At 33.7% G+C, this 25381-nt stretch carries 23 protein-coding genes and 1 tRNA gene; 11 read left to right on the top strand and 13 right to left on the bottom strand.

Features of this window, described 5'->3' with window-relative positions; genetic code table 11:
* Positions 1-44: 44 nt before the first annotated feature.
* Positions 45-554, bottom strand: coding sequence for an RDD family protein (locus Q0783_RS06180; RefSeq protein ID WP_298894043.1), 510 nt, complete (start codon positions 552-554; stop codon positions 45-47).
* Positions 555-640: 86 nt separating this feature from the next.
* On the opposite strand from Q0783_RS06180, the gene Q0783_RS06175 reads away from it, so the two are divergent.
* Entirely contained in the window at positions 641-1363 is a 723-nt protein-coding gene (locus Q0783_RS06175; protein WP_298894041.1) for a DUF6503 family protein, read from the top strand.
* Here the strand turns inward: Q0783_RS06175 and chrA are convergent.
* The 3 genes from chrA to Q0783_RS06160 all read right to left on the bottom strand — a co-directional run bounded on the left by chrA (position 1356) and on the right by Q0783_RS06160 (position 6253).
* The gene (gene chrA / locus Q0783_RS06170) at positions 1356-2501 is read right to left on the bottom strand and encodes a chromate efflux transporter (RefSeq protein ID WP_298894038.1); all 1146 of its coding nucleotides are present in this window, start codon (positions 2499-2501) and stop codon (positions 1356-1358) included. The genes Q0783_RS06175 and chrA overlap by 8 nt on opposite strands.
* Before the next feature lie 69 nt (positions 2502-2570).
* The gene (locus Q0783_RS06165; RefSeq protein WP_298894036.1) at positions 2571-5048 is read right to left on the bottom strand and encodes a ribonucleoside-diphosphate reductase subunit alpha; all 2478 of its coding nucleotides are present in this window, start codon (positions 5046-5048) and stop codon (positions 2571-2573) included.
* 215 nt (positions 5049-5263) lie between these two features.
* Complete coding sequence (locus tag Q0783_RS06160; protein WP_298894033.1) at positions 5264-6253, bottom strand: ribonucleotide-diphosphate reductase subunit beta; 990 nt, start codon at positions 6251-6253, stop codon at positions 5264-5266.
* A 699-nt stretch (positions 6254-6952) separates the two neighbouring features.
* Between Q0783_RS06160 and Q0783_RS06155 the strand changes: the two genes are divergently transcribed.
* Together Q0783_RS06155 and Q0783_RS06150 are read left to right on the top strand one after the other, a co-directional pair.
* Positions 6953-7687: a LytTR family DNA-binding domain-containing protein gene (locus Q0783_RS06155; RefSeq protein ID WP_298756331.1), complete on the top strand. Its 735-nt coding sequence runs from the start codon at positions 6953-6955 to the stop codon at positions 7685-7687.
* Positions 7688-7701: 14 nt separating this feature from the next.
* Complete coding sequence (locus Q0783_RS06150) at positions 7702-9684, top strand: tetratricopeptide repeat protein (RefSeq protein ID WP_298894031.1); 1983 nt, start codon at positions 7702-7704, stop codon at positions 9682-9684.
* Here Q0783_RS06150 and Q0783_RS06145 read toward each other — a convergent pair.
* Positions 9681-10247 carry a DUF3109 family protein gene (locus Q0783_RS06145; protein ID WP_298894029.1) on the bottom strand — a complete coding sequence of 189 codons (567 nt, stop codon included), beginning with the start codon at positions 10245-10247 and terminating at the stop codon, positions 9681-9683. The genes Q0783_RS06150 and Q0783_RS06145 overlap by 4 nt on opposite strands.
* A 110-nt stretch (positions 10248-10357) precedes the next feature.
* Here Q0783_RS06145 and Q0783_RS06140 point away from each other — a divergent pair, with 110 nt between their 5' ends.
* The 4 genes from Q0783_RS06140 to Q0783_RS06125 are packed head-to-tail and all read left to right on the top strand — an operon-like array spanning position 10358 to position 12249.
* A complete protein-coding gene (locus Q0783_RS06140; protein WP_230935020.1) occupies positions 10358-10945 on the top strand; it encodes a MarC family protein in 588 nt (195 codons plus the stop codon).
* A 16-nt stretch (positions 10946-10961) separates the two neighbouring features.
* Positions 10962-11165, top strand: coding sequence for a hypothetical protein (locus Q0783_RS06135; protein ID WP_298894027.1), 204 nt, complete (start codon positions 10962-10964; stop codon positions 11163-11165).
* Positions 11165-11767: an NAD(P)/FAD-dependent oxidoreductase gene (locus Q0783_RS06130; protein ID WP_298894025.1), complete on the top strand. Its 603-nt coding sequence runs from the start codon at positions 11165-11167 to the stop codon at positions 11765-11767. The genes Q0783_RS06135 and Q0783_RS06130 overlap by 1 nt, the downstream gene beginning before the upstream one ends.
* Positions 11767-12249, top strand: coding sequence for a hypothetical protein (locus Q0783_RS06125; protein ID WP_298894023.1), 483 nt, complete (start codon positions 11767-11769; stop codon positions 12247-12249). Before Q0783_RS06130 ends, Q0783_RS06125 begins: the two co-directional genes overlap by 1 nt.
* 14 nt (positions 12250-12263) lie before the next feature.
* Here the strand turns inward: Q0783_RS06125 and Q0783_RS06120 are convergent, their stop codons facing one another.
* The 6 genes from Q0783_RS06120 to Q0783_RS06095 form a co-directional block, all read right to left on the bottom strand.
* On the bottom strand, positions 12264-13874 hold the full coding sequence (locus Q0783_RS06120; RefSeq protein ID WP_298894021.1) for a S41 family peptidase: 1611 nt from the start codon (positions 13872-13874) through the stop codon (positions 12264-12266).
* On the bottom strand, positions 13875-14306 hold the full coding sequence (locus tag Q0783_RS06115; protein ID WP_298894019.1) for a dCMP deaminase family protein: 432 nt from the start codon (positions 14304-14306) through the stop codon (positions 13875-13877).
* Between the two features lie 18 nt (positions 14307-14324).
* Positions 14325-15173, bottom strand: coding sequence for a hypothetical protein (locus Q0783_RS06110; RefSeq protein ID WP_298894017.1), 849 nt, complete (start codon positions 15171-15173; stop codon positions 14325-14327).
* A gap of 88 nt (positions 15174-15261) precedes the next feature.
* Positions 15262-15852, bottom strand: coding sequence for a HupE/UreJ family protein (locus Q0783_RS06105; protein ID WP_298894015.1), 591 nt, complete (start codon positions 15850-15852; stop codon positions 15262-15264).
* A gap of 106 nt (positions 15853-15958) precedes the next feature.
* Positions 15959-17404 (bottom strand): hypothetical protein, encoded by a 1446-nt coding sequence (locus Q0783_RS06100; RefSeq protein ID WP_298894013.1) that lies wholly within the window; start codon positions 17402-17404, stop codon positions 15959-15961.
* A gap of 199 nt (positions 17405-17603) precedes the next feature.
* Positions 17604-17801 (bottom strand): hypothetical protein, encoded by a 198-nt coding sequence (locus tag Q0783_RS06095; RefSeq protein WP_298894011.1) that lies wholly within the window; start codon positions 17799-17801, stop codon positions 17604-17606.
* Between the two features lie 51 nt (positions 17802-17852).
* Here Q0783_RS06095 and Q0783_RS06090 point away from each other — a divergent pair, with 51 nt between their 5' ends.
* Positions 17853-19724, top strand: coding sequence for a caspase family protein (locus tag Q0783_RS06090; RefSeq protein WP_298894009.1), 1872 nt, complete (start codon positions 17853-17855; stop codon positions 19722-19724).
* Between the two features lie 33 nt (positions 19725-19757).
* On the opposite strand, the gene Q0783_RS06085 is transcribed toward Q0783_RS06090, so the two are convergent.
* Positions 19758-19839 (bottom strand) — tRNA-Leu (locus Q0783_RS06085).
* A 143-nt stretch (positions 19840-19982) separates the two neighbouring features.
* Between Q0783_RS06085 and Q0783_RS06080 the strand changes: the two genes are divergently transcribed.
* From Q0783_RS06080 to pth, 3 genes are all read left to right on the top strand, one after another.
* Positions 19983-20924: a ribose-phosphate pyrophosphokinase gene (locus Q0783_RS06080; RefSeq protein ID WP_298894007.1), complete on the top strand. Its 942-nt coding sequence runs from the start codon at positions 19983-19985 to the stop codon at positions 20922-20924.
* A 25-nt stretch (positions 20925-20949) separates the two neighbouring features.
* Positions 20950-21609 carry a 50S ribosomal protein L25/general stress protein Ctc gene (locus Q0783_RS06075; RefSeq protein ID WP_298894005.1) on the top strand — a complete coding sequence of 220 codons (660 nt, stop codon included), beginning with the start codon at positions 20950-20952 and terminating at the stop codon, positions 21607-21609.
* A gap of 152 nt (positions 21610-21761) precedes the next feature.
* Positions 21762-22328 carry an aminoacyl-tRNA hydrolase gene (gene pth / locus Q0783_RS06070; protein ID WP_298894003.1) on the top strand — a complete coding sequence of 189 codons (567 nt, stop codon included), beginning with the start codon at positions 21762-21764 and terminating at the stop codon, positions 22326-22328.
* Positions 22329-22376: 48 nt separating this feature from the next.
* Here the strand turns inward: pth and Q0783_RS06065 are convergent, their stop codons facing one another.
* The gene (locus tag Q0783_RS06065) at positions 22377-25166 is read right to left on the bottom strand and encodes a reprolysin-like metallopeptidase (RefSeq protein WP_298894001.1); all 2790 of its coding nucleotides are present in this window, start codon (positions 25164-25166) and stop codon (positions 22377-22379) included.
* Positions 25167-25381: the final 215 nt, after the last annotated feature.

Here is a 25381-nt window from a genome sequence, read left to right as displayed (position 1 = left end):
TATATAGTATTAAAAAACCGTTTCTTTCTGAGACGGTTTTTTATTTATTCACCTATTCTTCCTATTTCCTCTAAACCGTCAATAGTCTCTTTTTTAGCTTGAAACTTATCTACACTAACTACATATGTTTTTGAAATAGAATCATGCCATCCCTTTCCATTTTCACCTAAAAATGAAAGTGCTTCAAATGGAATAATTCGAGATAATGAGCGTATCAAGATTTCATTAATGGTTGGCTTAGAACCATCATAAAGCACAACTTTAGTTTTAGTGATATACTTTGCCAAAGAACGTCCTGTTAATGTTTCAAAAGTTGTATAATAAACTATAACAATAAGAAACCCAAGAACATATTCAAATATCCAGCCTGTATCTTCATCTAACAGTATATCCAAAAATGTATAGTTGCCTGTTAATTCAGAAAACAAACCTATTAAAATACCTACACCAAAGCTCAATGCATATTTTACAATAAAATCTATAATATAATTTGCAAAACGTATTTCCTTACTTGCTAGAACATCTTTAGTAACAGCATATTTAATATGGTTCATAATTAAAAGTTGATTAGTGCATTTCAAATATAGCATACTATAATTAAAATCAAATAGCTTAATTTAGTATCTCAAAATTTTAGATTATGAAATATCTTTCTTTACTAGTCATCTATTTGTTGAGTTTCCAATCGATAATTGCACAAGACCTTTCGGGAAAAGAACTACTCGAAAAAGCAATCAGATATCATGATCCAAATCAAAATTGGAATACCTTTAATGGTGAACTTCACATCTCCATGGAAACGCCTAATAATTCAAATCGTGATAGTAAAATTGTCATCAACTTACCTAAAACTTATTTTTATGTAAGCGCAACACGCGATTCCATAACTACAGAATACACTGTTAAAAAGGATACCTGTTCCATTACATTAAATGGAGAAAGTAATCTTTCCGAAGCACAAAAAAAAGAAAACAACCTCTCTTGTGATAGGGCAAACCTTTATAAAAATTATTATACCTATCTCTACGGTTTACCAATGAAGTTAAAAGATAAAGGAACGATTATCCATGACAAAGTGGAGCGTAAAACCTTCAAAGGAAAAGACTATCTTGTTTTAAAAGCCTCTTATGATAAAAGTGTAGGTAGCGACGTTTGGTATTTTTATTTTGATCCAAAAACCTATGCGATGGAAATTTACCAGTTTTATAAAACTGATGATAACGGAAAACTAAAACCCGATAGCGGCGAATATATTGTATTGACTGACACAGCAATTATTAATGGTATTAAAATGCCAAAAAATAGAGCTTGGTATTATAACAAGGACGACAACTATTTAGGCACAGATAAACTATCTAATTAGGAAGTAAAGTCACCAAAATATATCCTAAGATTGCTCCAATAACGATAACCCAAATAGGGCTAACCTTTTTAGCTTTAAACGTTAAAACTACTGCAATCAAAGCGATGACTATCGCTTTCCAATCTATTAAGGTTTCTTTGGTCATAATTACTAAAACTGCTAACATTACGGCTACTGCAGCAACATTAACAGCATTTAAAAAATGTCTTAATAGTTTAGACTTTTGCATTTTAGGAATAAAAGGGTTCAATATCAAAACGAATAAAAAGGAAGGCAGAAAAATACCTGCCGTTGCTGCCAATGCTCCATAAAATCCAGATAATTGATACCCAATGAAAGTTGATGTTGATAGTATTGGTCCAGGTGTGAATTGACCAACTGCAATAGCATCGATTAATTCTGCTCTAGTTAACCAACCTCTAGTTACTAGTTCGGCATCTAAATATGCAAAAAGAACGTAGCCACTTCCATAGAGAATAGCACCTACTTTTAAAAAGACCCAAAAGACATTAAGTGTAGATACTTTTAATACCGAGGTTCCCAATCCGGATAATAGAAATAAAGGTGAAACACTATTAGCACTTTTAATGGTCTTATCTTTCACTGAGAAATACAACATGCCAAAAACACCAGCAGATAATAATGCTATAATTTCATTAACTCCTAATAAGCTGACTATCAATACCAAACCTCCTAAAACAGCAAGTTCAAAACCTTTAACAGCTTTCTTTCCTAGTTTGATTACTGCAGAAGCAATGATTGCTAAAACTACAGGTTTAATCCCAAAAATAAACGGTTCAACTTCTGGCAGTGTTCCATAAGAGACATATAAGTAAGCCAACAGAGCCGTAATTACAGTCGCTGGAAATATAAATGATATACCTGCCACGAATAGTCCCATTTTTCCAGCTCTTTCATAACCACAATGCATAGTCATTTCAGTAGAATTAGGACCTGGAATTAAGTTTGTCGTTCCTATTAAATCTAGAAAATAGTCTCTCGTCATCCATTGCCGCTTGGTGACAACCTCATCTTCCATCATGGCGATATGTGCCGCTGGGCCACCAAAAGCAAAACAGCCTAATTTAAAAAAGACGCTCGCCACTTCTTTGAGTTTACTTCTCTTATTTGCTTCCATGCTTCAGAATAGGTTTAAATATAAAAAAAGCACCTCTTTCGAGATGCTTTTTTAGTTAACACTTAATTACTAAGAACCACACATTAAGCAGTCATCGCCTTCGCCTTCTTTAGCTTGAGCAATTAACGCTTTCATTTCTTCTGCACTCATAGGTTCTACCTCTACTTTCTCTGCTGTTTGCTTCGCAAATTTAGCAGCAGTTTCAGCAGCTTTTTGTTGCTTTTGGGCAACATTATCAACGGCTACTTGTTGCGGTTGAGCAACAGGTTGCGCTTTTTCTGTTCTGGCAATGGTCACTTTCTTTGCATCTACTGCACTCTTCGTACGTAGGTAGTACATTCCTGTTTTCAAGCCGCTCTTCCAAGCATAGAAATGCATCGATGTTAATTTTGCCATTGTAGCGCCTTCCATAAACAGATTAAGTGACTGAGACTGATCGATAAAATAACCTCTATGACGAGACATATCTATGATATCTTTCATACTCAATTCCCAAACTGTTTTGTAAAGCTCTTTTATATCTTGAGGAATATTATCTACGCCTTGTATAGATCCATTCGCTCTCATGATTTCATTTTTTAATCCTTCATCCCAAAGCCCTAATTCTACTAGATCTTCTAATAAATGTTTATTCACTACAATAAACTCTCCAGACAATACACGACGTGTATAAATATTAGATGTATATGGTTCAAAACACTCATTATTACCAAGAATTTGAGATGTAGACGCTGTTGGCATTGGCGCTACTAATAATGAATTACGAACGCCGTTTTTGAGTACTTGCTTACGCAATTTCGCCCAATCCCAAAGTCCGCTTAATTCTTCATCTTTAATTCCCCAAAGGTTATATTGGAATTCTCCTTTACTAATTGGAGACCCTTCATAACTTTCATAAGGACCATCGGCTTTTGCTTCTTCCATACTTGCTGTAACTGCTGCAAAGTATAGTGTTTCGAAAATATCTTGGTTTAATTTTTTAGCTTCATCACTTGTAAAAGGTAATCTCAATTTAATGAATGTATCTGCCAATCCTTGAACGCCTAAACCAACTGGTCTATGACGGAAGTTTGAATTTTCAGCTTCTTTTACAGGATAGTAATTTCTATCTATAACTCTATTCAAGTTTTTAGTCACACGTTTAGTGATTCTAAATAACTCTTTATGATCAAACGCTCCGTTTTTCACAAACATAGGTAAAGCGATCGATGCTAAATTACATACAGCAACTTCATCTTTAGACGTGTACTCCATGATTTCTGTACATAAGTTTGATGAACGAATCGTACCTAAGTTTTTCTGATTAGACTTACGGTTTGCTGCATCTTTGTACAACATGTAAGGTGTACCTGTTTCAATTTGAGATTCTAATATTTTCTCCCAAAGTTCACGTGCTTTTATAGCTTTACGTCCTTTACCTTCAGCTTCATATTTTGTGTAGAGCGTTTCAAACTCTTCACTATGAACATCACATAATCCTGGGCATTCGTTAGGGCACATTAGTGTCCATTCACCATCTTCTTGAACACGTTTCATAAATAGGTCTGGCATCCACATCGCATAGAATAAATCACGTGCACGTAATTCTTCAGCACCATGATTTTTCTTTAAATCTAAGAAACTCATGATATCGGCATGCCATGGCTCGATGTACATCGCAAAACTTCCTTTACGCTTTCCTCCTCCTTGATCAACATAACGTGCTGTATCATTAAATACTTTTAGCATTGGTACAATACCATTACTTGTTCCGTTGGTTCCAGCAATGTAACTTCCAGTTGCGCGAATATTGTGAATAGACAAACCTATTCCTCCGGCAGACTGTGAGATTTTAGCTGTTTGTTTTAGTGTATCGTAAATACCATCAATACTATCATCTTTCATCGTTAATAAGAAACAAGATGACATTTGCGGTTTTGGTGTTCCAGAGTTAAATAATGTAGGTGTAGCGTGTGTAAAGTATTTTTTAGACATTAACTCATAGGTCTCAATTGCTGCATCTAGATCATCCAAATGAATTCCAATAGACACACGCATTAACATGTGTTGTGGACGTTCAGCAATTTTACCATTTAATTTTAAAAGGTAAGAACGCTCGAGTGTTTTAAACCCAAAATAATCATAACCAAAATCACGGTTATAGATAATAGAGGAGTCTAATTTATCTTTATTATCCGTGATAACTTTATACACCTCATCACTTAACAAAGGTGCTTTTTTACCAGTTCGTGGGTTGACATACGTGTATAAATCTGTCATCACCTCGCTAAAGGTCTTTTTTGTGTTTTTATGTAAGTTAGACACAGAAATACGTGCAGCTAATCGTGCATAATCTGGATGAGCTGTTGTCATTGTTGCGGCTTGCTCAGCTGCTAAATTATCCAGTTCACTTGTGGTTACACCGTCATATAATCCATCAATGACACGCATGGCCACTTTAATAGGATCAACAAGTTCGTTAAGTCCGTAACATAATTTACGAACTCTTGCCGTAATTTTGTCGAACATGATTGGCTCTTTTCTTCCGTCTCTTTTTACTACATACATACTTTACACGTTTTTTTAGTTCTTTTCTGAAGCTACGATTCAGAAAAAGGGTTAGTTGGAACTACAAATCGACAGGGAGTTGATTTATAGCATGTTAATTAATTAGGTTTTTATATTGAAATTTAAAACTGGCAGTAACCATGTGTTCTGAAGTTGATTAGCTTCGGAAGCGATATGCCAATTAAAACAATTCTGTCTTTGATTAACTTTTAGTTCTAGAAATCGAAATTATCTGAACCAAAGTCATATTTATTCTCTTCTTCTTCTTTATTCAAAACACCAGCTTTTTGGTATTCGGATACACGTTTTTCGAAGAAGTTAGTTTTTCCTTGTAACGAAATCATATCCATGAAATCGAAAGGATTTGCTGTATTGTACACTTTTTCACAACCTAAATCGGCAAGTAAACCATCGGTTACAAACTCTAGGTATTGTGACATAAGTTTAGCGTTCATTCCTATTAAACTTACTGGAAGAGACTCTGTGATAAACTCTCTTTCAATATTTAAAGCATCAACAATAATGTCTTTGATACGCTCTTTTGGTACTTTATTTACAAGGTGATGTTCGTGTAAGTGAACTGCAAAGTCGCAGTGCATACCTTCATCACGAGAAATCAACTCATTTGAAAACGTTAAACCTGGCATTAAACCACGTTTTTTCAACCAAAAAATTGAGCAAAACGATCCAGAAAAGAAAATACCTTCTACAGCAGCAAATGCGATTAATCGCTCTGCAAAACTTGGCGATTCAATCCACTTTAATGCCCAATCTGCTTTCTTTTTGATTGCAGGAAATGTTTCAATAGCATTAAAAAGCATTGCTTTTTCTTTTTCGTCTTTTACATAGGTATCAATTAACAATGAGTAGGTTTCACTGTGAATGTTTTCCATCATAATTTGAAACCCATAGAAAAATTTGGCTTCACTATATTGAACTTCATTCACGAAATTTTCAGCTAAATTTTCGTTAACGATACCATCGCTTGCAGCAAAAAATGCTAATACATGCTTAATAAAGTAACGCTCATCGTCTGTTAATTTATCTGTCCAATCTGTAATGTCTTGGTGTAAATCGATTTCTTCAGCGGTCCACATACTTGCTTCAGATTTTTTATACCATTCCCACAAATCATGGTGCTGAATTGGAAAAATCACGAATCGATCTTTATTTTCTTGTAAAATTGGTTCTACAACTTGAGACATACTAATTGGTTTTTTAAATTAAAAAAAATGCTGAAAATTTTAGTGTGATTTGGGACTAACAAAGATTCAAAAATGTATGAGATATTTTAGGGTTTTTTCAGAAACCTTTTCAACAAGTTTTTAACAATTAGAGAATTAGCAAAAAAATCAAAGAATTGTTAAAAATATTTTTAACTATTTAATAATCAATATTTTATGAAAATTTTGTTGAACCAAAAAACGTAAGTATTATCCTATTAAATTATCAGTCGCAAGTGATGTTTACTGCAAATTTCTATTCTGCAAAACCGAATAAAAAGTGAACAAAAAAAGAGAGCAACGAACTGCTCTCTTTTATCCCTAATAATTAACTAAACTAACTAAAACTATTTACTAATATGAAGTCGTGTTAATTGAAATTAAGATTAAAAAAAGTCAGGTGTGAGCCTGACTTTTTTAATGATTAATAGCATTTAATCAAAAAGTGAATCCCCACGATCACTCTATATTTTTCGATTAAGTTGATTGACCATCTTAATTTCACTTCAAATATGATAAATATTTTTAGACCCAAAGTTCCCATATGTATGGTTGGTTACAAAAAGTGTATAATTGGTAACGCATGTGGCAAACACAATCTTTAAAACACATTACACAGGAAATAGTGCTAACTATACATAATACGAACATAGTATTGGATTATAGTTTATCTTTGATACTATGATTAAAGCAGTTATCGTCGACGACGAACCAAAAGCAATTCAAGGATTGTCATGGGAACTCACAAATTTTAGCGACGACATAGAGATTATAGAAACGTTTTCTAACCCTGATGAAGCGATACGATATCTAAATAACAATACTCCCGATTGTTTGTTTTTAGATATCCAAATGCCAACAATGGATGGTTTTCAATTTCTTGAAAAGCTATCCAACAAGGACTTTGCAGTCGTTATTACAACGGCTTACGATGAGTATGCTATTAAAGCCTTGAAGCATGAAGCCATTGACTATTTATTAAAACCCATAGATTCTGACGACTTACAGGATACCATTCAAAAAATAAAGAAATTTAACTCTAGATTAGTGAACTCTTCAAAAATTGAAGAGGTCTTAGTGAGTTTTAATGAACGGTTTGACAAGAAGAAAATCACTATCAATACTGACGGAAAGTTAATATTTTTAGATATAGACGACATTTTATTTGTAGAGTCTGATGGAAATTACAGCACCATCGTCACAACAAAACAGCAAAATATTGTCATTACAAAAAAGTTAAAAGAAGTGAATGCTATTTTACCAGAGCATTACTTCTTCAGAATTCATAACTCTTTTATTATTAACTTGAATAAAATTAAAGAGTTCATCAAAAACGAAGGTTATGTTGTTATGGAGTCTAACCATAAAATCCCGGTCGCAAGGCAGCGTAAATCAGACTTTTTAGAAAAACTATAATTTATAATCCCTAAATGAAATCCCTAAAATCAAATAAAAGACATAGACTATTCCATTTACTGTTGCCTATGGTACTATGCTTTTATTTTAATTCTAGTGTATCTTTTGGCCAAGACCAGCAATCAAAATTCGATCAGGACATTATCAACCTATTGGCTTCAAAAACCACGCGTTACACTAGTATTGATTCTATATTCAAGAGGTATTCCAATGACAGTATAAAAACAAAAATTCTTATTGAAAAGGCCAATAGCATCAATTATCCAGAAGCAGAGAGTTACGCCTTAAATGCTTTAGGTGTTATTTATAGAAATGTCTCGTATTATGAACAATCTATAGAAGCGCATAAAAAAGCAAAAACGTTAGCAGATGCAGCTAAAAATACAGAATTAAAAGTTATAAGCCTTAACAATATAGGTGTGGCTTATCGAAGAATGGATTTGGTAAAACCTGCTTTAGACTTTCACACTAAAGCCTTAGATATTTCAAGATCAATAGAAAACCCTTCTCCAACATTGTCTTACAATATTGCGGTATCACAAAATAGTATAGGTAATATCTATCTAATTCTAGAACAGTATGATTTGGCTCTTAAGCAGTTTGAAAAGTCTCTAGAAATAGAAAAAAAGGCAGGCAATCGATTAGGGCTAGCAATCAACTATCAAAATATTGGATATGCCTATGAAGCCGAAGGTGAACTTGAAAATGCGCTTCGTAATTATAAATTGTCTTTAGAGTTCAATGAACAGATCAATTCTAATTTAGGACGTGTTATTTGTTATAATAGCATTGGACAAGTCTATATAAAACAACGTAAATATTTAGATGCTAAAGTGATTATTGAAAGAGCACTTGAAAAAGCAATAACTATTAATGATCAATTCTATATTGCAGCATCTTATATTAATTTGGGATGGGTTCAAAAAGAATTGGGTGATCTTTCTGCTTCGGAAGGCAATCTCAAAGAAGGACTCCAAGTTGCCAAAACATACAATCTTAACCTCTCCATTGTTGAAGCAGATAAACATCTTTCAGAATTATATAATATGACGAAAGAGTACCAATTAGCTTTAGATCATTATAAGGAATCTGTTGAAGTCGAGAAAACCATAAATAACGATCGTAACTTACGTTATGTTAATGATGTCATTATTCAATATGAGAACGAAGCAAAAAACAAAGAGATAAAAGCGCTCGCAGATGAGAATCTAATTGTAAGATCTAAGTTAGAACGCAATAAAAAGATTTTTTGGTATTCTATGCTCGCATTAGCAGTAATCGTTGGGCTTTTAGTTTCACTTTACAGACACCGACAGTTACAGCAAGAAAAGCAAATCTTAACGCTTGAGCAAGACATGCTTCGTAGTCAGATGAATCCACATTTTATTTTTAACTCTCTTAATTCGATTAAGCTTTACATTATCAATAATGAAAAAGAGAATGCTGTCTATTATTTAAATAAATTCTCTAAGCTCATTAGAAAAATTCTCGTCGCCTCTTCGGAAAAAGAGATTTCCTTAGAAGACGAATTAGACACGATGCAGCTCTATATGAATATTGAAAATATTAGATTTTCTAACGAGATCGATTTTCAAATTAAGATTGATGATAATATTAATACGGCCAATGTAAAAGTGCCATCACTTGTACTACAACCGTTTTTAGAGAATGCTCTGTGGCATGGTCTATCATCAAAAGCCGATGACAAAAAGATAACTTTACATGTCTATCGCATCGAAGAAGATTATGTAAGTATTTCTATAACCGATAACGGTATTGGTAGAATAGAAGCCGAAAAAATTAATCGAGACAAGCTTCTCAAACGAAAATCTGTTGGTATCGCAATCACAAAAGCGCGTCTTGCTAATTTCTCTAAAGGCTATACTAACGATTATAGAATTGCGATAGAAGATTTATACGATTCAAATCGAAACCCAATCGGGACAAAAGTTATTGTAGATATTCCAACACGCTCTAGCGTTTTACGTACTGCTTAACGATAATTCTCTGCGACCTTCTCCAATTCTGAATACCAATCTTCTCCAAATTTTCTAATTAATGCTTCTTTCACAAATTTATAGATTGGAACTTGTAATTCTTTTCCTAAAGTACAGGCATCATCACAAATTTCCCATTTATCATAGTTTACTGCGGAAAATTCAGAATATGCTTTAACGCGAATAGGGTATAAATGACAAGACACTGGTTTTTTCCATGAGATGACCCCTTGATTGTAAGCTTCTTCAATACCGCAAAGTGCTGTCTTTTTATCATCAAAAATAACATACGCACAATCGGCTCCATTTATTAATGGTGTTTCCAAATCACCAAAATCGGTTGTGATATATTCACCTTGCTTCTCAATGACTTCAATACCTTCCTTGCGTAAAAAAGGCTTCACTTTAGGGTAAATGTCTTTCAAAATTTTTGATTCTTCTTCATCTAAAGGCGCGCCAGCATCACCATCAATACAGCAAGCGCCTTTACAAGCAGATAAATTACACACAAAATCTTTTTCGATAATGTCTTCTGAAACTATTGTTTTTCCTAACTGAAACATGCTGTTATAATAAAAATACTGCTGACAAAAATAGTCAAACTTTACGATTATTTAATGTTATATATCTCTGTTAAAGAACTACTTTTGCGGAAAATATACGAATCATGGATATTCAATTAAGTTTCAAGGAGATCTTTACAGCATTTATGATTTTATTTGCTGTAATTGACATTATTGGAAATATTCCAATCATTATAGATTTAAGAAAAAAAGCTGGGCATATTGAAAGTGAAAAAGCATCAATCATTGCTGGTATCATTATGGTGTTCTTTTTGTTTCTAGGAAAAACAATTCTTTCATTTTTAGGTGTTGGTGTCAACTCTTTTGCGGTTGCTGGCGCTTTCATTCTATTTTTTATCGCTTTAGAAATGATTTTGGGTATTACCTTATATAAACAAGAAGAAGGCACCGAAATGACAGCCTCTGTCTTTCCGTTGGCATTTCCATTAATTGCTGGACCAGGAAGCTTAACAACATTATTATCATTAAGAGCTGAATACAGAATTGAAAATATCATTATTGCCGTAATACTAAATGTTATCATTATCTTTATCGTACTAAAAACCTCTGCTAGAATTGAGCGTTTAATTGGACAAAACGGAATTAACATTATCCGCAAAATTTTTGGTGTTATTCTTTTAGCTATCGCAGTAAAGTTATTTGCTCACAACATTAAAGCGCTTTTTGAACTAGCATAATTTATAGTTTTAACAGATGAAATATTTTACCATTTTAGCGACCATAATTGCCTTTGGTCTTATTATTTACAACGCAACAAGACTTGACTTTGATAATTTATTTGAAGGGCAAAGTATTGTAGCTCTCATAACAATTCTTGCCTCACTTTGTGCTGTTGCACTCTTACAAATCTTGCGATTATCTAAACGTGTAGATCAAAAATTAAAAGGACGCAACTAATGTTTGATGCTTTTATAATTGGTGGTGGAGCAGCAGGTATGTCTTGCGCTTTGGTTTTAGGTTCTGCCAAACTCAAACCTTTTGCTGAACATAAACGTATTGGTATTGTCATGCATCAACGCACATCACATCTTCAAAATGCGCTGTTTAATAACGTTTTAGGATTAACTCCTGGAACTTTAGGAGCCGATATTTTACAACATGGAAAAGCACAATTGCAAAACCTATATCCTCATGTTGAACAGATAGATACAGAAAAAGTAAAATCGGTCGCAAAGTCTTCAGAAGGATTTATAATTGCGACCAATAAAAACACCTACACCTCCAAAACTGTTGTGATTGCAGTAGGTTATACCAATCTCATTACTATTAAAGGCTTGGAAGATTATATAGAACCTCATCCAAAAGCCAATTTGGAAAAAAGTCGTATTTGGTTAAAGAATGACAATCATTTGATTGACGACGGTTTGTATGTAGCCGGAACTTTGGCAGGCTGGAGAAGTCAGTTTGCTATTGCCTCAGGAAGTGGTGCTCAAGTAGCCACAGACATTTTAACGCTTTGGAATCATGGGAAACATACTAAAATACATGATAAAGTATAATGGGGAACAAAAAGAAGAAGAAAAAGAAAAAAACAGGTAAGAAAGAAATACTTATCCTAATCGTATTAAGTGCATTATTGTCTTCGGCAGGTCTATATTCTTATTTTTCTGAAGATCTCGAAGAAACAGCGAACGTAAGCGGTACTTTTATTAAATACGAGGAAAAAAAACGGAGAGTCAATAAAACCAGAAGGACGTATTACGCTGTTTATTTGGATGATAATAAGTATACGATTCCAAGAATTTATAGTAGTGCTTTAAATAAACAGAAATTCTTATCTGAAGTTAGCAAAGGTGACCGTATTACGCTGGCTATAAATGATAGTAAAGCCATATATCAAATTACAAAAGCAGATACTAATTATATCGACTCCAATAAGCTAAAAGAAGAAGTTGAATCTAATGATTTTATTGGTTTAATTATGGGATGCTTTTTTTTAGCGGGTATGGGCTACCTTGTATACATTTACACAAAACTATAGCCAATTGATTGATCTTAGTGATCTTCTAAAGCTTCATCTCTTTGACTTAGCAAGATCACCTCTTCGATCACATCATCATTTTCATTCAAGATTTTTTCGGCAACATTACTTCCAAATAACTGATCGGCCAATTCAGATTTTATAAGTCGTCGCATTTGATCATGATAAGCCACAAATGTAATATTGGTGCGTTCTTTCAGATTAACAAAATCCTGAAATTTAACTACTATATCATCACTAACTTCAAAGTTATTTATGAAATCATTAGCTTCAACACCTTCATAAACACTTCGGTCTTTGTCCAATTCGGTAAACACAAAATTGCTTATGTATTCGCGACGCTTTAAATAGTTTAATGTTTCATTTTGAACGGTCGTATTAAGCGGTACGAAAATATCTGGAATAATTCCGCCACCACCATAAACGATTTTGCCCTCTGGTGTCTTGAACTTTAGGGAGTCTGCAATTTTAATACTTTCGGCATCTTCAAATTCACCGCTACTTAGTCGTTTGTAATAATCATTATAGTAATCACTGTTCTTTCCGTTATCATAAGGGCGCTGAATTGAGCGTCCTGTTGGCGTATAATATCGTGATACTGTTAATCGCACAGCACTACCATCACCTAGTGACATTTCGCGTTGCACCAGTCCTTTTCCATAGCTTCGACGACCTACAATAGTACCTTTATCATTATCTTGTAAAGCACCAGCCACAATCTCACTTGCAGAAGCCGAGCTTTCGTTGATTAGAATAAAAATTTCACCTTCTTCAAAATCACCACGACGAGTAGCATAGCTATATTCCTTTTTTCCTTTTTTGTTTTTCGTAAATAGAATAAGCTTATCGTCTTCCAAAAATTCGTCAACAATTTGTTCTGCTATAGCCAAAAAACCTCCTGGATTATCCCTTAAATCTAAAGCCAGCTGAGTAGCGCCTTGATCCTGTAATTTATCAAGAGCTCTTTTAAATTCTTTATATGTAGATTCGGCAAAACGGTTAATTTTTATATAGCCCAATTTATCCGTTAGCATATAAGCTGCATCAACACTTTTGATAGGTACTACATCTCGTTTTACTTTAAACTCTAGTAGCTTGTCTTCACCTTTTCTATAGATCGAAAGTTTCACTTTAGACCCTTTTTCGCCTTTTAACTTTTGAATGATATCAGCATTACTCCATTCTTTTCCAAAGATAGAATCACCATCAGCCATTAAAATTCGGTCACCAGCTTTAATACCAGCTTTCTCACTTGGCCCTCCATCTACAGTTCTAATTACGGTAATGGTATCATTATAAGTGTAAAAATTAACACCTAAACCAACAAAATCACCTTTCATATTATTAGTGACACGTTCTAATTCGCTTTTTGGAATGTAGGTAGAATGTGGATCTAGGTTATCTAAAATACCATTCACAGTGACATCAACAATGCTGTCTGTATTGATATCATCAACATATTCGTAGTCGATGTAATCTATGAGTCGGTTCAGTTTGTCTTTTTTACTGTTTGATGTGAATAAACGATCGGATGTATCGGTGAAATTTAATTTCCCACCAATAAATACACCAGCTGCAATTGCAACTCCTACAACAAACGGTATGTATTTTTTATCGAATGCCATTTATACTTTGACGTCTTCTATTAATTTTAATTCTATTCCTGCCTTTTCTAAAAATGCTATTCCAGAGCAATCTTTATAGGCTTCATGATATACAACTCTTACAATTCCTGCCTGATGTATAAGTTTGCTACATTCTTTACAAGGTGACAACGTAATATATAGCGTAGCACCTTTACAAGACTGCGTGGACGCTGCCACTTTTAAAATGGCATTAGCTTCGGCATGCAATACATACCATTTTGTGTAACCCTCATCATCTTCGCAATAATTTTCAAAACCTGTAGGAGTCCCATTATATCCATCAGATATTATCATTCTATCTTTAACGATCAGTGCACCTACTTGCTTTCGGTTACAATGCGATAATTTCCCCCATTCTTTGGCAATTCTAAGGTAAGCTTTATCGTAACGTAATTGTTTCTCTTTCGGCATTTATTTTGAATGCTTTTATTAATTATAGATTTCTTTAAAATAGTCCTCTACGTAATTTTCGTCGAACTCTTTTAGTTCTCCAACATAAATATAGGATGAATTTTTTGCAACTAAAAGCTTAGCTCTTTCATTTGTTTTTAAAATTGCATCTATAAAAAGTGTGTCAGATCTTGATTTTACAAGATAAGCCATATAGCTAATACTTGGTTTTACGTTTACACCAACAAAAGCATTTGTTTTATTATTTTTTATACTAACATTTATAGACAAATCATCAAAATTAGTATTGTACTGTTTTAATAATCTACTAAAAATATTTAATACAACTACACTATCATTTAATCTAGATGCTAACATTTTAGCTCTATAACTGGATATTCCTGACAAATCACATCCTATTGACGACAACAAGTTATATCTTTCAAAGTTTATATTTTTTAGCTTTCTTAAAAGTTTGTATTTTTCTGACAGTCTGGTTAATGGTTGTAAATCTAACTCTTCATTTAACATGCTGAATTCTTTCAAATTGAGTGTAGATATATTTTCTTTGAAGAATTTTAATTTTACATTAATAGCATCAACCGTTTCTGATTTCAGAATAAAACTTTCAAATTCAGAAACAAGAACATTAATGTTCTTAGCTTCTTCATACATTAATTCAAACTCTTCTGGTCTTTCTTCTGCCAAACTTTCCAGAGATGACACTTCATATTCCTTTCTATTTTTATTGTGTCTAATATCTTCATCTACATACTCTTCAAGCACCATTTTGTATTCATTTTCCTGAAAACAGGACACTAAAAAAAGAGGTAATAATAAGAATAATCTCCTCGGATTATTGAATTTATGCAATAAAAAAAATTTCATTTATGTTTAACGAATATAAAAGGATAGAATTGCATAAACTGTTTACTTTTCGTTAAAGTTTTATCAAAACCGTTATCAACAATAATTTTTAGGACAACATTTCACTTGAAATAATCATTGGTAAGACAAATCCAACCACTATTGCTGAGATAACCATCACCCAATCTCGTTTTGAAAATCTAAAGATTGTTTGGCATAAAAAACTCAAAAAGACGACAATAAATGCAACGATAAGTTGACCAACTTCAATCCCTAAACCTATTTCTAAGAGGGCAAGTAATTTGCTTTCAGAACTTGAAATAAGACGTTCAAAAGTGCCTACAAATCCTAAACCGTGAATTAATCCAAGAAACAACGTTGCAAAAAACAGTAAACCTATGGTCTTACCATGAGATTTCTTTCCTGAAGTAAATACATTGAAAAGGGCTACAATCAAAATTGTAATGGGGATTAAAAACTCAACTAACTTCACGTTGACTGTTATAATATCGTAGGTCGTTAAGGCCAAGGACACACAATGTCCAAGTGTAAACATGGTAATTAATAGTAGTACACGCTTCCAATCTTTAAATAGATATGGAACTGCGAGCACGATCAAAAATAAAATGTGGTCGTAGGCTTTTAAATGGAGTACGTGAAAAACACCATCTTGAAAATTTGACACAAAATTGTCAATCATAATGTATTTTTATTTGGGTTGAACCAAATTTACGGTTTATAATTGATATTGAAAAAGGCTTTAACGATATCGTCAAAGCCTTTTAATTTTAAATATGTTAATACTATTAGTTCTTCACATCGAATAAGCTAAAAGAAATCCCAAAGTAATACCCAAAATCATAAATATCTCGAGTAAGTTGATTAGAGTCACCGTCAAAGGTATCACCCACTTGTGCTCCATTTCTCAATTCCTCTGTCGGACCATAGGCTATTCCTCCAGAAAAGGCCAATCTATTTTCTGATCCAAAAAAGAACGTTGGTCCTAAAAGGAAATTCACACCTGTAACATCACTTGTAATTGGTATAGATAGCCCAAAACTACCTCCTACATTAAATTTTTCTCCCATAAACGGATAAAAATTAACCATAGTAGCAATACTAGGCACGAAGTAATCATTATCATCTGCACCAATAGCGTTTGTTTCAGAATTTAAAAAATACTCCTTAGAATTACTTCCAAAGTTATTAAGCGTTAAAGCAATACTGGTGTTTATTTTTAATCCTCCTTTAGCATATACTTTAATGTCACGCTCTCTCAAGGTTTCGTTAGAACGTTCTAAACCTACTGAATCATAAAAATCGCTCTCCATAAACTGAAGATTAATATTCATTCGATCGCGCTGTACTTCTTTATCAATAGTGCGTTCAAAGCTAGCCGATTCTAAAGCCGAATACAGGTCTTGTATCACATTTAAGGTTTCTAAGGATAATACCTTCGTTGCATTGGCTTCAGCAATTAAGCGGTCTAAGGCTACAATTGAATTGCTTATAGAACTCACATTTTCCCTTTTTGCTATGACTTCATCTTTCTCTGCTTCATCTTCATAGCTTCGTTTCAAACTAGTTGCTTGATCTACTACTGCCTTATTTGCAGCTGATACTTTTTGTCTAACCGCAATTAAAAATGGTATTACGTTATCTTCGGGAGACTCATCTATATTAGCATCGACCTGCAACACATCTGCTAAGAAGTTCGTTATTTTTTCTTGGATTTCATCCTTTTTTAATTTAGGGTTAACCAAAGTACTCACTATAAATTTTTTGGTCATATTAATATCAGTTGCGAGCGTATTGGTAACCACAATATTGTTACTCATAATATCTGCATCTCCACGAATTTTGTTTTGTGTGGTTGCATCTGTCGCAACAGTGCCAAGGGCTGGTGGATTAATATTTAGATTCAAATCTGAAGGTCTTGTTGCAATACTGTTAATACTGGTAAACAAATTACCAATATTAAAGTTATTTCCTTCTCTAAATGCATCGGTTTGAGTGATGTTGGGATTAACTTTTAATGCGAATGGATTGACATTCATTAATTTGATCTCAACCAAACTATTTCTTTTAAACTTTGGCTTATTTATAGCTTCATAAGTTTTTGTCTCTTCCTTTAATTGCAAATAACTAATGGTATCCTTTTCAAAATCATAAACGACTTTATAACGCTCTTGAGCAAATAGGTTTGGCGAGACCATAAGTAATAAGCCTAACAGTAAAAATTTAGTTCTCATTCTTTTGTTTAGTATTTAATTGATTAATAAGCTCTTGTACGAATTTACGCAATTTTTCGTTATAATCTTTGCTAGGTAATTCTATGCAGTATGCTGGAGACTTAGAGTTGTTTGTTCTTATATCTCTTTAGTGACTAATCCCAACTGAAAGTCGATATCTTTATTCAATTCTATGGAAGGACGTTCCACCTTAGAATCATTAATTTGATTTTCGACAATGTTCTATATAATTAATAGAGGTATAATAATCTGCATCACCTAACTCATCATAATACAATCGTAAACTTTCATCATTATTCTCAAAATCATCTTGAGCAAACGCAGTATTTAAACATAATAACGCAACTACTACCAAGGCATAATATTTCCTGATTTTAAAGCTTAGCACAACCGACATTATCTTGTAAGAATTTTATTGTTATTTTTAAAGTTATAAATATTAACCTAAATGAAAAAGTTATTGCTCATCTTTTCGATTTGCTTGATTTGCAATGCCATACATTCGCAATCTAAAAAAGCGTTCATTGTTGGTGTGAGTAATTATGAAGACGCTAATTTGGGATGGGATAATATTTCGGGCGAAGAGGATGCACATTATATAGAATCCTTTTTAATCAATACATTACAATTTAAAAGTTCAGACATTCACTCGCTTATCAATGAAGAAGCTAAAAAAGCCGATGTCCTTAATCAATTAAATAGTTTCTCAGAATCCCTAGATGACAGCACCGAATTTGTATTTCTATATTTCGCAACGCATGGACAACAGATTAGTGATTCTAATAATGATGAAACGTTAGATGCCTTAGACGAAGCGCTTGTATTGTATAACACGCCTAAAACACAAGAGTATGCTCCAAATAATTATAAAGGCCAGCTTCATTTAATTGATGACGAATTACAACCCATTATTTTAAAAATAAGACAAAACATATCTAAAACTGGTCATGTATTTATGGGTGTCGATGCCTGTTTCTCGGCAACATCAGACAAAGGAGATGATGTCACACCAGTGAGAGGCACACATGAGAATTTTATTTTTAAAGAAGCGACGAAAAGCCCTAAAGACGATACCGAAGAACTAAAAGAACTCCTAAGCTCTGATACAGATTTGGCGCCTTTTGTTATTATATCTGGATCTCAAGCCAATCAAGTCAATATGCAGTATAGCGATAGCATGGGTTCACTTACTTATGCATTGACTGCTGCCTATAAAAAAGTTCGCCCTGAAGACAATTGGTCTTATGAGTATTTCTTTAAATATATTAAAGAGGAATACAAGACAGTACAAGAGAAAAATCTCAGTCAAAAACCTGTTATGACTGGACATACCGAGCATAGTATCTTTACAAGTTCAAGTATTAGTCATCCCTATTTTCTGACGTCTTTTTTTAACAAACGCTATAAAACCACATCAAAACAATTACTCACACTTCCCTTCGGAAGAATTCATGGCTATGCTCCTGGGATGCTATTTAAAATCATAAATAGAGCAAACGACGAGGTGTTAGCCTATGGAAAAGTGACGAATGCTAATGAAGTAAAAAGCTATTCGGTTTGTTCTAATGACCTGACTAAACCTGAGTTGAATAATGCCATTTTTATTCCAATTCAACTCAACTATCTCACTGACAACTTTAAAATTTCAATTCAAAAAAAAGATGAGAATCACATACAAAGTTTGTTAAAAATAAAGTCTATTGAAGAGCTTAAAGACCCAGCATCAGATTTTAAATTGACTGTAAAAAATGGGCTGTTTAGCATTCAACTATTAGATCGTATGGTTATAGAAAATAGGGCTTTAGAAGATTTAGAATACGGATTGATATATGCTTCCTATATACAATATCTATATCTCATGGATAAGGAAACTCGAACTGTAGATTTAAAGAATAAAGCACTAAGTAAAGATTTTGGTTTTGATACTAGTAACCCTAACACTCTAATCATATTTAGCAATAGTAGTTCCTATTTCTATAATGTGGCAGATATGTTTCCAAGTTTTTCGGTTGACTATCCAAATGCTGTCTATCGTAATGATGAGCTTTTCGTGAGCAATAGACCTAAACAAAAACCAAGTTTAAATATTGCGTTTGGTAATAATTTACAGAAACTAATTGTTTTAGAAAAACAATCTAAAGATGTATCAAGTGGTGCCGTATTTCCGAATTTAAATTTAGATAAATCGGTATTCAATTATGATTTTTTTAAGCTAAAAGATGATATTCCAGAGAATGTGGTATTCTCTAAAAACACAAAGTCTTTAAAACCTCAGCGCAATTTCCTTCTTCTTATATTGAATGAAGGTTCGTTGAATTAAAAAAGGCTTCAACATTACTGCTAAAGCCTTTTGTACTCAAGGTGGGAATCGAACCCACACGACCGAAGTCACTGGATTTTGAATCCAGCGCGTCTACCAATTCCGCCACTTGAGCAATTTTGGACTGCAAAACTATAAAATATTTTATTACAATCAATTAAAAATAGTAGGTTTTATGCTTTTTCAGTCCAAATAAATTCCTAAATTTGCACCTCGTTAAAATAAAGCGTAGTAAGTAATACAAATAATTCATTACCAATGCCAAACGTAACAACAGAAGCAAAAATTTTTGCATGTGGACAAAGTAGAGAACTCGCAGAGAAGATCGCGGTGACTTTTGGTGTGCCTTTGGGTAATGTAATTACGTCAACGTATAGTGATGGTGAATTTCAACCATCATACGAAGAATCTATCAGAGGAACACGAATTTTTATTATTGGCTCTACGCATCCTGGTCCAGAAAATTTAATGGAAATGCTATTAATGATCGATGCTGCAAAGCGCGCATCGGCCAGACATATTACAGCAGTACTTCCTTATTTTGGATGGGCAAGACAAGATCGTAAAGACAAACCTAGAGTTCCTATTGCTGCTAAGTTAGTAGCAAAAATGTTAGAGGCTGCAGGTGCAACACGTATCATTACTATGGATTTGCATGCCGATCAAATTCAAGGGTTCTTTGAAAAACCAGTTGACCATTTATTTGCCTCAACCATATTTTTACCTTACTTAAAATCATTGGCTTTAGACAATTTAACTATTGCCTCTCCTGATATGGGAGGATCTAAAAGAGCTTATGCATATTCTAAGGCTTTAGAAAGCGATGTGGTTATTTGTTACAAACAACGTGCAAAAGCAAATGTGATTTCGCATATGGAACTCATTGGTGATGTTACAGGTAAAAATGTAGTCTTGGTAGATGATATGGTAGATACCGCTGGAACATTAACGAAAGCTGCAGATTTAATGATGGAAAAAGGAGCACTTAGTGTAAGAGCTATTTGTACACATCCTATTTTATCTGGAGATGCTTATAACAGAATTGAAAACTCTAAATTACAGGAATTGATTATCACAGATTCAATTCCTCTGAAGCAAACAAGTGACAAAATTAGAGTATTAAGCTGTGCTGATTTATTTGCTGAAGTAATGCAAAATGTACATTACAACAAATCGATTAGCTCTAAATTTTTAATGTAATTTAATATTAATATAAACACAGAAAATGAAATCAATTACAATCAATGGATCTCAAAGAGAAAGCGTGGGCAAGAAGGCAACGAAAGCCCTACGTAATGCTGGTCAGGTTCCTTGCGTATTATACGGAGGAGACCAAAACGTGCATTTCTCTGCACCAGAACTGGCTTTCTCTAAACTTGTATACACGCCAAATGCGCATACAGTTGTGATTGCCTTAGACAATGGCGAAACTTATGATGCTGTTTTACAGGACATCCAGTTTCACCCAGTAACAGATAGAATCTTACACGTAGATTTCTATCGTTTATTCGAAGACAAAGAAATTGCTATGGATATTCCAGTACACGTTATCGGAACATCTAAAGGTGTTTTAAATGGAGGTGTTCTTCGTAGAAACAGACGTAAATTAAGAGTGAAAGCTCTACCTAAAAATTTACCTGATTTCTTAGAAGCAGATATCACACCACTTAAAATTGGTAACAAGCTATATGTTACAGCATTAGCAGGTGAAGGTTATTCTTTATTACACTCTGACAATACAGTTGTTGTTCAAATTAAGACAGCTAGAACTGCTATTGTTGAAGATGAAGATGAAGATGAAGAATTAGAAGAAGGAGCAGAAGGAACTGCAGCAGCAACTGAAGGAGGAGACGCTCCAGCAGTTGAAGCACCAGCTCAAGAATAGAACATCTATTTTTCTATAATTATATAAAGCATTCTATTTATTTAGAATGCTTTTTTATTTTTACAAAAAAACACACGTCAATTATCTGGAAGTTTATACGTAATTTATTTAAATGGAATTCGACAACCAAAGATGTTGAAGACACAGATCCTATGAAAAAATTTCTCATCGCTGGACTAGGCAATATTGGAGATAAATATGCCAACACTCGACATAATATAGGTTTTAAAATTTTAGATGCTCTTGCTGAAAAAGAAGGACTTAAGTTTGAAACCCAAAAATTAGGAGATTTAACTACCTATAAGTTTAAAGGTAGAACCTTCATTTTGCTTAAACCTAGTACTTATATGAATCTAAGTGGCAAAGCTGTTAAGTACTGGTTGACCAAAGAAAAAGTACCATTAGAAAACTTATTAGTTGTAACCGATGATCTTAATCTTCCCTTCGGAAATCTGAGGTTAAAAACAAAAGGAAGTGATGGTGGTCATAATGGCTTAAAAGATATACAAAATGTGTTACAAACCAGTAAGTATAATAGATTCAGATTTGGTATTAGTGACGAATTTAGTAAAGGCAGGCAAGTCGATTATGTTTTAGGCGAATGGACTGATGAAGAATCTGAAAAACTTCCTGAACGTCTTGAAAAGTCAATTGAACTTATAAAGTCATTTGGTACTGCAGGTGTTAGTAATACGATGAACACCTTTAATGGTAAATAAAAAAAGCGAGGTGAATACCTCGCTTTTTTTATTTATAGTCTTTGTTTATTATTCAATAACTATCTTTTTTGTTGCTTTTCTATCGCCATCATTTACAGTAACAAGATAGATTCCAGACTGTATGTTATTAAGTGTTACCACTTGATTAAAGTCTGAGTTGTTTTCATATGCATTGTTAAAAATTTGTCTTCCTCTAATATCTACTATATTCACATTGATATCTTTATTAGATGACGAATTTAATTTGATCGTAAACTCTCCATTATTCGGATTAGGATAGATGACAAAGTCATTAACACCAAACTCGTCAACACTTAAAGGAGTCTCTGTAGTAGAGCAAATTTCAATATACCAATCATTTAGTGTACCTGTATCAGCATTGAAAAAGTCTTGAATTTCAATAGTCCAATCACCTGCACTATCCAATCCAGAGAAAACACTTAATGGTGATGAAGGACTATACGTTCCTGTCGTTGGTGATGCACAAGCTACGGCTGGTGCTCCATCTTCAAAAATCACATCAAAATCTGTTTGCCTTGACCCATTACATGTTCTGTTCCAAACCGTATTTACAGCAGTTCCATTAGGATGGATGACATCAACAACTAAATCACCAATCCAAGTATGAGAAGCGTCTACATTTACTCTAACTTCTCCAATAGAACCTGCATCAGGAATATTTATAGTATTAGTTATTGCAGCTCCAGGTTGGTTAGCTCCTGTACCATCAGGAATTGCTAAAGCAATATTACCCGACGCGTATTGTGTACAGGTTGTAGTCACCTGATAATCTAATGGGAACTCAGCACTATTAACGGCATAATAAATATTTCCTACCGCTTCAATCATAATTCTACAATAAGGTGCTGGCACATTAGGCACTGTAATCATTTCAGATCCATCATTAGGTGTATTAGATGCTAGAACAGTATCAAAATTTTGTCCCCCATCTGTCGATAATAGAATATTTACATTTGACGTATTAATTCCGTTAGCAGTTGTCCCAGCTACATTCCAAGTAATCATTTCAGCCGTACCACTAGTCCAAAGCGCTCCACTATCTTGAGATGTTACAGCAAATGGTCCTGCAGTACCACTAACAGTTACATTCATCGTATCAAAGTCACTTTGTGGCATTTGATTTACACCTCCAGCTTCGGAGCGATCTCTTACCGTTAAAGCAAAAGTTAAACCTCTTCCAACAGTCGAGACTGTTTCCCAAGTCGTATTATTTGAAGATAATAAAGGATTTGATTCAGTTAATTGTCCGTTTAAAACACGTTCAAATACAGGCATGTATCTATCTGGAGATGTACTAGGTGGTCTAGATCTCCATAGTGGTCCAGTTGTTAGCGTTGGCGCAAAATCGTTTCTGGTTGTATACCCATCATTTATTTGTTCCCAAGTGTAAGTTAATGCATCTGTTCCATCTGGATCGGTCGCAGCACCTTTTAAAATAAATGCCGTACCATTAGGAATTGTATAATTTGGTCCAGCGTCTGCAACTGGTGGATTATTAGTAATACCTGTTGTAACAGCACAATTATTAGGAGCTGTAGCCACATTATTTAAAATTTGATTGATACTTCCATAATGGAAATACGGGTCACTATGATTTTGTACATTATTGTCTCCAGTAATTCCAGCATAACCCATAATGGTTGTTCCACTTCCCGGTTCAAAATTCACAGAATTATTATCTGCCTGAGAATGTGTATGAAGTGCACCCATTTGGTGTCCAATTTCATGAGGCACATAATCTATGTCAAAGAAATCGGCCATATACGGTCCGCCGTCATTATCTAAAAAGCTATGAGAAGAAAAACCACTTCCCTTTCCTTCGCTTACTGGAGGGTTTACCGTATTATCACAAACACAGCCTATACATCCTGCGTTACCATTGTTTCCTCCAAAAGCAAATAGGTGTCCAATATCATAATCTGCTGGTCCTACAACTGCTGTTAAATTAGTTTGTAAATCCCCATTTAAGTCTCCTCCATAAGGATCAGGAAATGTTGGAGCGTAGATGAGATCAATCGCTGGATCATCAGCAGTATCGACAAGCACAAAAGTAATGGCCATATCTACTTCAAAAACTTCATTTGTTCTGTTAAGTGTAGATACTACTTGTGCTAGAGCATCTGCTCTATTATTTCCGTTAGCATTATTTCCATCATCCCAAAAATTGGTATACTCTTGAGTAACTGAAATCGCTATTCTAAATGTTCTCAATAGTTGATCGTTAGCATCTCTGTTAATCGTATTATTTTCCGATCTATTTGAAGCCTCCATTTCTACTGTTAAACATTCAAAGGTTTCAGAAGAATTAATTCTGGCGTTTTTACTATATAAAAGGTATTGTCCGTTTGACACTTTTGTCGCAGGTTGAATAAAAAACGTGTCTTCACCTGGCTGAGAAATCATAGCATTTAGTCCTAATTGGGTAACACTAAATCTCACTCTTGTAGATGGGTCATCAACTCTCGAACCTAAGTAAGTTTTAATATTTGGATGTTGGTCTGCATTGTCTTGCGAAGAGAATATTTGAGTTTCAACAACGCGATAGTTTTGTAATTCTCCTTTAACATCAGGAAATTGAACAAAGGCATTTGACTGTCCGTTTGAAACTTGCCTTAAAGGTGCATTAATCAATTTTGATTTAAAGGATTCAATATCTAATTGAAATAGGTTATAGTGTGCTTCATCTAAGGTTTCCAGTTCGCTTTTATTAATTGCCCTATCAGATGATATGGATTGCCAATCTCTAGTTTGTCCAAATGAGGAGGTAACAATTAATAAGAAGAAAAACATAAAAATTTGGGTTGTAGTCTTTTTCATGGTAAAGTGGTTTAAGGTTGATTCTACTTTAATTAAATGACGATTAATATGTCTATACTATTATAAACATTTGATATTGAATTTACCCTAAAAAAAAACCTTGTCATTTAAACATATTATTAATGAAAATGTCAACTATATCAAATTTTGATGGTTTTTTATTAAAATAAATACGTTTGTTGTTTAAATCTTAACAATAGCTATTACATAATTAG

Origin of the sequence: uncultured Psychroserpens sp. (assembly GCF_947500255.1) — a bacterium.
GTDB lineage: Bacteria > Bacteroidota > Bacteroidia > Flavobacteriales > Flavobacteriaceae > Psychroserpens.
Note: the sequence above shows the minus strand (reverse complement) of the source record. Positions and strands in the feature narration are given on the sequence as shown.